The sequence below is a fragment of the Psychrobacter sp. W2-37-MNA-CIBAN-0211 genome (assembly GCF_040309405.1).
GTDB classification, from domain to species: Bacteria; Pseudomonadota; Gammaproteobacteria; order Pseudomonadales; family Moraxellaceae; genus Psychrobacter; species Psychrobacter glaciei.
The window spans coordinates 1-252 of the sequence record NZ_JBEOOU010000418.1; the positions used below are offsets into that span (position 1 = coordinate 1).

Sequence of the window (252 nt, forward strand, 5' to 3'; positions counted from 1 at the left end):
TCCGTGGCCTGCGCATCGAACTGGGGGAAATCCAGGCGCGCCTGAGCGAGCATCCAGCGGTGCAGGAAGCCGCCGTGATTGCCCGCGAGCAGCGCCTGATCGCCTATTACACCGGCGTGCCGAGCGAGGTCGAAAACCTGCGCGCCCATCTGCTGCAACACCTGCCGGAATTCATGCTGCCGACGAGCTTTATGCACCTTCAGGCGCTGCCGCTGAGCCCCAACGGCAAGCTCGACCGCAAGGCGTTGCCGG

Annotated in this window: 1 protein-coding gene; it reads left to right on the forward strand. The window is 65.9% G+C overall.

What is annotated here, in order from left to right; translation table 11 throughout:
• Positions 1-252 (forward strand): AMP-binding enzyme (locus tag AAEY72_RS15710; RefSeq protein WP_352311558.1); only part of this gene is annotated, 252 nt, incomplete at both ends.